Source organism: Streptomyces sp. NPDC055025 (genome assembly GCF_053608565.1).
The window spans coordinates 1-7588 of record NZ_JBSGVS010000133.1; the positions used below are offsets into that span (position 1 = coordinate 1).

9 protein-coding genes are annotated in these 7588 nt (G+C 71.8%); 5 read left to right on the forward strand and 4 right to left on the reverse strand.

Going from position 1 to position 7588, the window contains the following annotated elements; genetic code table 11:
* Nucleotides 1-102: 102 nt before the first annotated feature.
* Together ACWGDX_RS38920 and ACWGDX_RS38925 are read right to left on the reverse strand one after the other, a co-directional pair.
* On the reverse strand, nucleotides 103-537 hold the full coding sequence (locus ACWGDX_RS38920; protein WP_453633501.1) for an ATP-binding protein: 435 nt from the start codon (nucleotides 535-537) through the stop codon (nucleotides 103-105).
* A 402-nt stretch (nucleotides 538-939) separates the two neighbouring features.
* Complete coding sequence (locus ACWGDX_RS38925; RefSeq protein ID WP_453633503.1) at nucleotides 940-1974, reverse strand: hypothetical protein; 1035 nt, start codon at nucleotides 1972-1974, stop codon at nucleotides 940-942.
* Between the two features lie 128 nt (nucleotides 1975-2102).
* Here ACWGDX_RS38925 and dapE point away from each other — a divergent pair, with 128 nt between their 5' ends.
* Both dapE and ACWGDX_RS38935 read left to right on the forward strand, forming a co-directional pair.
* The gene (gene dapE, locus ACWGDX_RS38930) at nucleotides 2103-3182 is read left to right on the forward strand and encodes a succinyl-diaminopimelate desuccinylase (RefSeq protein ID WP_453633505.1); all 1080 of its coding nucleotides are present in this window, start codon (nucleotides 2103-2105) and stop codon (nucleotides 3180-3182) included.
* Between the two features lie 91 nt (nucleotides 3183-3273).
* Nucleotides 3274-4023, forward strand: a complete 750-nt coding sequence (locus ACWGDX_RS38935; protein ID WP_365902730.1) for an LOG family protein — start codon at nucleotides 3274-3276, stop codon at nucleotides 4021-4023.
* Nucleotides 4024-4183: 160 nt separating this feature from the next.
* On the opposite strand, the gene folP is transcribed toward ACWGDX_RS38935, so the two are convergent.
* The gene (folP, locus tag ACWGDX_RS38940) at nucleotides 4184-5056 is read right to left on the reverse strand and encodes a dihydropteroate synthase (RefSeq protein WP_453633507.1); all 873 of its coding nucleotides are present in this window, start codon (nucleotides 5054-5056) and stop codon (nucleotides 4184-4186) included.
* 95 nt (nucleotides 5057-5151) lie between these two features.
* Here folP and ACWGDX_RS38945 point away from each other — a divergent pair, with 95 nt between their 5' ends.
* Together ACWGDX_RS38945 and ACWGDX_RS38950 are read left to right on the forward strand one after the other, a co-directional pair.
* Nucleotides 5152-5505, forward strand: coding sequence for a DivIVA domain-containing protein (locus tag ACWGDX_RS38945; protein WP_453633509.1), 354 nt, complete (start codon nucleotides 5152-5154; stop codon nucleotides 5503-5505).
* The gene (locus ACWGDX_RS38950) at nucleotides 5502-6086 is read left to right on the forward strand and encodes a DNA-3-methyladenine glycosylase I (protein ID WP_453633511.1); all 585 of its coding nucleotides are present in this window, start codon (nucleotides 5502-5504) and stop codon (nucleotides 6084-6086) included. The genes ACWGDX_RS38945 and ACWGDX_RS38950 overlap by 4 nt, the downstream gene beginning before the upstream one ends.
* 139 nt (nucleotides 6087-6225) lie before the next feature.
* On the opposite strand, the gene chcB is transcribed toward ACWGDX_RS38950, so the two are convergent.
* The gene (chcB, locus tag ACWGDX_RS38955) at nucleotides 6226-7029 is read right to left on the reverse strand and encodes a 2-cyclohexenylcarbonyl CoA isomerase (protein WP_453633513.1); all 804 of its coding nucleotides are present in this window, start codon (nucleotides 7027-7029) and stop codon (nucleotides 6226-6228) included.
* 313 nt (nucleotides 7030-7342) lie between these two features.
* Here chcB and ACWGDX_RS38960 point away from each other — a divergent pair, with 313 nt between their 5' ends.
* Nucleotides 7343-7510, forward strand: coding sequence for a DUF3117 domain-containing protein (locus ACWGDX_RS38960; protein WP_003966491.1), 168 nt, complete (start codon nucleotides 7343-7345; stop codon nucleotides 7508-7510).
* Nucleotides 7511-7588 lie beyond the last annotated feature (78 nt).

Below are 7588 nucleotides of genomic sequence, written 5' to 3' on the forward strand. Positions count from 1 at the left end.
GGGAGCGGCTGCTCCCCGGGCCCTCCCCGTACACCCCACACACCTCTGCGTATCCGTGTGCTCCGCGCCTGGGCGGTGTTCCGCGCCTGGGCGCTTCGCGCGTCAGCCGCCGATCGGCAGGCCCTGGAGCGGCAGGCCGCCCATGAGCGCCCCGGTCGACGCGGCCCCGGTGCCCTTCGTGGCGGTCGAGGTGGTGTCGCCCACCAGCTGACCGGCGCTTCCCGCGGTGTCGCCGGCCACCTTCTGAACGGCGGGCGTCGCGGTCCTGCCGACCGAGCCGACGGTCTTGCCCGCGGCGGGGACGCCCTTCTTGACGGCCTTGCTGCCGAGGTCACCCGCCACCTCGGTGGTCTGCCGCGCGCCACCGTCCACGGTGCTGCCCAACGCGGCGCCGTCCAGCGCGCTCACCGCGCCCAGGTCGGTGGGCTGCGGCAGCGCCGCGGCGCTCGCGGAGCCGGCCGCACCGACCACGGGGGCTGCGCCGGCGGCGACGAGCAGCGCGGCACGGGCGATCCGACGGGTCACGGGGAGGGACATGATGCTCCTTTGGCGGGAGGGAAACAGTGCTTGTCCGTCGATCGGACGGCCTGACAACCCCTCCAAGGGCGACGGAAGTTGCGGTGCGCCAAGGTAACGAATGGATAACGCATCGTATTGTCGACGGCGGATGAAAGTGGGCAAATGAGGGTGCCCGATCGCGCCTGATGAATCGTCACTTCCCTTGGTGCGCAGGGGGAATGGCCGATGAGGCGGGTGCTGCCGAATCATCGGAAGAAATGCCGTCGGAAAAGCGGCGGACTCGTCCGTCCGGGTGATCGGCCGTACTGCTGAACGGTGTGAGATATCGCCCGGTATGCCGGTACGGGGCGGGGCCGGTGCGGACTGCTGCGAGCCGGTGGGGACCGGTGCGAGCCGGTGGGGCCGTGCGGAACGGGCCGGTTATCGCGCGGTGCGCATACGGACCTCGTCCAGGGCCTTCCCGGACTCCTCGGCCTTCCCCGGGCCCCCGGACTTCTCGGCTTTCCCGGACTCCTCCGGGCCGTCCGTCCGCCGCCAGCCCTGGTCCGCTTCCTTCGCGCTCCACACCCGGCCCGCGTAGGAGACCTCGTCGATCCGCAGGACCCCGGCCTGTGCCACCGCCCAGTGCGCCAGCTCCCAGCCGCGCCGGGACGACGGGCCCCCGTCCGCCGGGCCGCCGCCCGGACCCGTGTCCGCGACCGTGTCCAGGGCCGGGTCCGGACCGGTCGTGGCGGACACGGGCACGGACACCCCGGTGTCCGAGTCGGCGGGCCGTACCCCGGACCCGAAGGCGCGCACCAGGGCGGCCCGTACCTTCGCCGGATCGCCGGGCACGGCCGCGCTCGGCGCCGAACAGGTCAGCGAGGCCGCGGACCGGCCGGTGAGCGCCGCGGCCAGCAGCGCGGCGTCCGGCTCGTGCTTCGCGTACGCCTGCGGGAAGCCGCTGCGCTGCACGCGCTGGGCCGCCTCGGTGAGCGGCAGCCGAGAGTAGCCGGGGACCTGGGCGAGATGGTCGTAGAACTGTCCCGCCGAGTAGACCGGATCGAGGATCTGCTTCGCCGTGCCCCACCCCTTGGAGGGGCGCTGCTGGAAGAGACCCAGCGAGTCCCGGTCACCGTGGTTCAGATTGCGCAGGGCGGACTCCTGGAGGGCCGTCGCCAGCGCGATCGTCACCGCGCGCTCGGGCAGCCCCCGGGTGGTGCCGACCGCGGAGATCGTCGCCGCGTTCGCGGCCTGCTCCGGGGTCATCTCATAGGTGGGACTGGCGCCCGAGCCGCTGCCGTTCGAGCCGCCGTCGTCGGACGGGTCCGTGGCCCGGACCACACACCTGGGCGCGCCCCCGCCGCCGGACAGGTATTGCACCGCCATATATCCGGCCAGCGCCAGCAGCACGGCGAGAGCGGCGGCGATACGCAGGAGGCGGCCGCGACGGGAGGGCGGAGCGGTCTCGGACACGGGCCCACCGTACTGGAGTCGGATCGTCCCCACCGGAGCCGGATCACAGGGGACGGGCGGAGACGGGCCGGACGGCCACGGGCAGCGTGCCGGCCCACCAGGCGTGCCGCGCGTACTAGGGTCGCAGCATGTCTGAGAACGTGCTCGACCTCACTCTGGACGGCCCGGCGCTCACCGCGTGGCTGGTCGACTTCCCGTCGGTCAGCGGCGAGGAGAAGCCGCTCGCCGACGCGATCGAGCAGGCGCTGCGTGCCCTGCCCCATCTCACCGTCGACCGGCACGGCAACAACGTCGTGGCCAGGACACAGCTGGGGCGGGACGAGCGGATCATCCTGGCCGGTCATATCGACACCGTCCCGATCGCCGGCAATGTGCCCTCGCGACTGGACGAGGACGGGGTGCTGTGGGGCTGCGGCACCAGCGACATGAAGTCGGGGGTGGCCGTCCAGCTCCGTATCGCGGCGACGGTCCCCGAGCCCAACCGTGATCTCACCTTCGTCTTCTACGACAACGAAGAGGTCGACGCGGATCTCAACGGACTCGGACATGTGGCCGACGCCCATCCCGACTGGCTGGAGGGCGATTTCGCCGTACTGCTGGAGTCGTCCGACGGCGAGGTCGAGGGCGGCTGCCAGGGCACGCTACGGGTCCTTCTCCGCACCACCGGGGAGCGGGCACACTCCGCGCGGAGCTGGATGGGGTCCAACGCCATTCACGCCGTGGCACCCATCCTGGACCGTCTCGCCGCGTATGAACCACGCCGGCCCGTGATCGACGGTCTGGAGTACCGGGAGGGCCTCAACGCCGTACGGATCGAGGCGGGCGTCGCCAACAACGTCATCCCCGACGCCTGCACGGTCACCGTCAACTACCGCTACGCCCCGGACCGGAGCGAGGAGGAGGCCCTCGCCCATGTCCATGAGGTCTTCGCCGGCTGCGGGGTCGCGGAGTTCACGGTGGACGACCACTCGGGAGCGGCGCTGCCGGGCCTCTCGCACCCTGCCGCCGCCGCCTTCATGACCGCCGTGGGCGGTGCGGCACGGCCCAAGTTCGGCTGGACGGATGTCTCGCGGTTCGGGGGGCTCGGGGTGCCCGCGGTCAACTACGGTCCGGGCAACCCGCTGCTCGCCCACCGGCGCGACGAGCGGGTGGCCGTCGAGCGGATCACCCACTGCGAGGAGCGTCTGCGCGACTGGCTCACCAAGTGACGGTCTGATCGTCTGCCGGAATTTCGCCGTTTGTCACGCCCAGGGACCTACCCTTGCCCAGAACAACGCACAGCGGCGGAGGGAGCGGGTCATGGGCATGCCTGACGGAGCGCGGAAGCCTGAGGAACAGCGGCTCGGACCGGTGATCCGCAGACGGGAGCAGGTGCAGCCCGGTACGACCGATCAGCGGCTGCTGGACACCGAGGGTGACTCGGAGTGGGTGCACACCGACCCCTGGCGAGTGATGCGTATCCAGTCGGAGTTCGTCGAGGGCTTCGGCGCACTGGCCGAACTGCCCAGCGCCATCAGTGTCTTCGGCTCCGCGCGCACCCCGGTCGGCTCCCCCGAGTACGAGGCGGGGACCCGGATCGGCGCGGCGCTCGTCGACGCCGGATTCGCGGTGATCACGGGCGGCGGCCCCGGTGCGATGGAGGCGGCGAACAAGGGGGCGCGGGAGGCGGAGGGGGTCTCCGTGGGGCTGGGGATCGAGCTGCCCTTCGAGCAGGGGCTCAATCCGCATGTCGACATCGGTGTGAACTTCCGCTACTTCTTCGTCCGCAAGACCATGTTTGTGAAGTACGCGCAGGGTTTCGTGGTGCTGCCGGGCGGTCTCGGCACGCTGGACGAGCTGTTCGAGGCGCTCACCCTGGTCCAGACCCGCAAGGTGACCCGCTTCCCGATCGTGCTGTTCGGCACGGCGTACTGGGGCGGGCTCATCGACTGGCTGCGGGACACCGTGGTCGCGCAGGGCAAGGCGTCCGAGAAGGATCTGCTGCTGTTCCATGTCACGGACGATGTGGACGAGGCTGTCGCGCTGGTGACCAAGGAAACGGGCAAGTAGGAGAAAACGGGCGGGCGGTGCGATGGCTGCCCGCCTGTTTCCCGCCTCCCGCCGTCATGACGGGCGGTGGCGGGAAGCAGGGAAAGCGGGGCCGGGGGCCGGTCGGGGGGAAGCAGGGAAAGCGGGAAGCCGGGGCCGGTCGGGCAGGGCCGGGGGCGGGTCAGGCCAGGCCCCTTCGGGCCACCTTCGGAGGACGGTGACCGGCGATGGCGGCCACCATGTCCACCACCTGCCGGGTCTCCGCGACCTCGTGGACCCGGTAGACGCGGGCCCCGAGCCACGCGGACACCGCCGTCGTGGCGAGCGTTCCGATCAGCCGTTCCTTGACCGGCTTGTCGAGTGTCTCGCCGACGAAGTCCTTGTTGGAGAGCGAGACCAGCACCGGCCAGCCGGTCTCCGTCATCTCGCCCAGCCTGCGGGTCGCCTCCAGCGAGTGCCGGGTGTTCTTGCCGAAGTCGTGCCCCGGATCGATGATGATCCCGTCCCGGCGCACGCCCAGTTCCAGGGCCCGCTCGGCCAGTCCCAGTGTCACGCGCAGGATGTCCGCCATCACATCGTCGTAGCCGACCCGGTGCGGCCGGGTCCTGGGCTCGGCGCCGCCGGCATGCGTACAGACCAGCCCCGCGCCGTACCGCGCGGCGACCTCGGCGAGCCGGGGATCCACCCCGCCCCACGCGTCGTTGAGCAGATCGGCGCCCGCCTCGCAGACCGCCTCGCCCACCTCGTGGCGCCAGGTGTCGACGCTGATCACCACGTCGGGGTGGCGCCGGCGCACCTCGGCGACGAAACCGACCGTACGGCGTGCCTCCTCCGCGGCCGTGACCTCGTCACCCGGCCCCGCCTTCACCCCGCCGATGTCGATGATCGCGGCGCCCTCGGCCACCGCGCGCTCGACATGGGCGAGGGCCGGCTCGTCGTGGAAGGACGCGCCCTGGTCGTAGAAGGAGTCCGGGGTCCGGTTGACGATCGCCATGATCACCGGCTCGTGCGCGTCGAATTCCCGACGTCCCAGCCGCAGAGTCCCGCCGCTCATCCCCTGTTACCTCCTCGCGTTCGCTCGTCTGCGACCTTAACGGCCTTCCCATGGCACGATCGGCACCGGACGTTTTCCTGCCAGGGGAGAAGCTCGTGTTCTTGTTCTTGCTCATCGCGATGGGTGTGGTCGTCGCCGCGGTCACCCTCGCGGTCATCGGCGGCGGAGACCAGGCGGTCCTGCCGGAGGCCGCCCCCGACCGGCTGGTGGACCCCCTGCCCATGACCCGTCCCGTCGGCCGCGCCGATGTCGAGGCGCTCCGGCTGCCGCTCGGGCTGCGCGGCTACCGGATGGCGGAGGTGGACGATGTGCTCGGCCGGCTCGGCGCGGAGCTGGCCGAGCGGGACGCGAGGATCGCGGAGCTGGAGGCGGCGCTGGCCGGGGCCCAGGCGACGGCGGTCTCCTCCCCCGATCTCTTCAGGAAACCGGGAGAGGAGAACGACCGATGACCGCCGGCGGCGGTGTCGTGACGGGACCCGACGGACGGCCGCGCTGCCCGTGGGGGCTGTCGACGCAGGACTATGTCGCCTATCACGACACGGAGTGGGGCCGGCCGGTCCGCGGCGACGACTCGCTGTTCGAGCGGGTGTCCCTGGAGGCCTTCCAGTCCGGTCTCTCCTGGATCACGATCCTGCGCCGGCGCGAGGGCTTCCGCGAGGCGTTCGCCTCGTTCAAGATCGCGTCCGTGGCGGAGTTCACCGACGCGGACCGTGAGCGGCTGCTCGCCGACCCGGGGATCATCCGCAACCGCGCCAAGATCGACGCGACGCTCGCCAACGCGCGTGTCCTGGCGCGGTGGCCCGACGGTGAGCTGACCACGCTGATCTGGTCCCACGCTCCCCGCCCGGCCCGCAGGGCGCCCAGGACCGCGGCCGACGTCCCGGCGGTCACGGACGAGTCCACGGCGCTGGCGAAGGACCTGAAGAAGCGCGGTATCCGCTTCGTCGGCCCGACCACGGCCTATGCCCTCATGCAGGCCTGCGGTCTGGTCAACGACCATCTGGCCGCCTGCGCCTTCCGCGACGCCTGACGGGCCCCTGCGCGGGCCGGGCACGGGCCCCTGCGCGGCTCCGGGGCGCGGTTGCCCGGCGCGGTCCGGGCGCGGACGCCCCGGCGCGGACGCCCGGCTCGCTCCGGACTCCAGGTGTCCGGCCCGGCCGCCGGCTTCCTCAGCGGCCCACGTACCTCGGCTTCTCCTTCGCCAGGAACGCCCGCACCGCGATCGTGTGGTCCTCCGACGCCCCCGCCTTCGACTGGAGCTCGTCCTCCTTCTCCAGCGTCGCCGCCAGCGGGTGGGCGGCGCCGTACGCCAGCGACTCCTTCAGCGCCGCGTAGGCGAGCGTCGGACCCGAGGCGAGGGCGCGGGCCGTCGCGGCGGCCTCGGCCGGGAGATCGGCGGCGGGGACGAGCCGGTCGACCAGGCCCAGCTCGTACGCCTCCGGCGCCTTGACCGAACGCGGGAACAGCAGCAGATCCGTCGCCCTGCCGCGCCCGATCAGCCGGGGCAGGGTCCAGGAGACGCCGGAGTCCGCGGTCAGCGCGACCCCCGCGAAGGACGTGTTGAACGTCGCCGTGTCCGCCGCCAGCCGGTGGTCCGCCGCCAGCGCGAAGCCGAGTCCCGCGCCCGCCGCGACCCCGTTGATACCCGCCACCACCGGCTTGGGCATCTCGGTGATCGCCCGCAGGATCGGGTTGTAGTGCTCCCGTACGGTGCTCATGGTGTCCCCGGAGCCGGTCTTCCGGTCCGCTTCGAGCAGGGCCGTGTGCTCCTTGAGGTCCTGGCCCACACAGAACGCCCGGTCGCCCGAGGCGGTCAGCAGCACGGCCCGTACACCGCTGTCGCCGGCGGCGGCCCGCAGCGTGTCCCTGAGCGCGACCTTGGCCTCGACGTTCAGCGCGTTCATCGCCTCGGGCCGGTTGATCGTGATCGTTGCGAGTCCGTCACTCACGTCGTAGAGCACGGTGTCGGCCATGATCGGGTCTCCTTCGCGGCTCGGGCGGTGCTGTCCGGCCCCAGCATGGCGGAGATCACCGGCGACGGGCATGTGACCTGCGTCTAAGAAAGCCGGGCCGCCGTGGAGGGCACGGCGGCGAAGTATCGCAGGCGGATCGCCGAATTGAGTGGTTTTGCGAGAGCGCGTTGCATAAGCGATGCCGCCCGATGTTGGTCATCGGGTCCCGCCATGCGGGATAATGGGCTGGAAGCAATGTGTTCGATGCCGGTGACACAGCGCCCGTGATGGGGCCGCCGGCTGCGATGAGCTGGTTTCAGGAAGGGGAACGAGCATGGCGGCCATGAAGCCGCGAACGGGCGACGGCCCGCTCGAGGTGACCAAGGAGGGGCGGGGCATCGTCATGCGCGTTCCGCTCGAAGGCGGCGGTCGGCTTGTCGTCGAGCTGACTCCGGACGAGGCGGATGCGCTGGGCGACGCGCTGAAGAAGGTCGTCGGCTGAGCGGAAGGCTCACAGTCTTCGCGGTGCACGGTCGCCCGCGGACCGGCACCGACGCTGCCCCGGCACGGACGAGAGTCC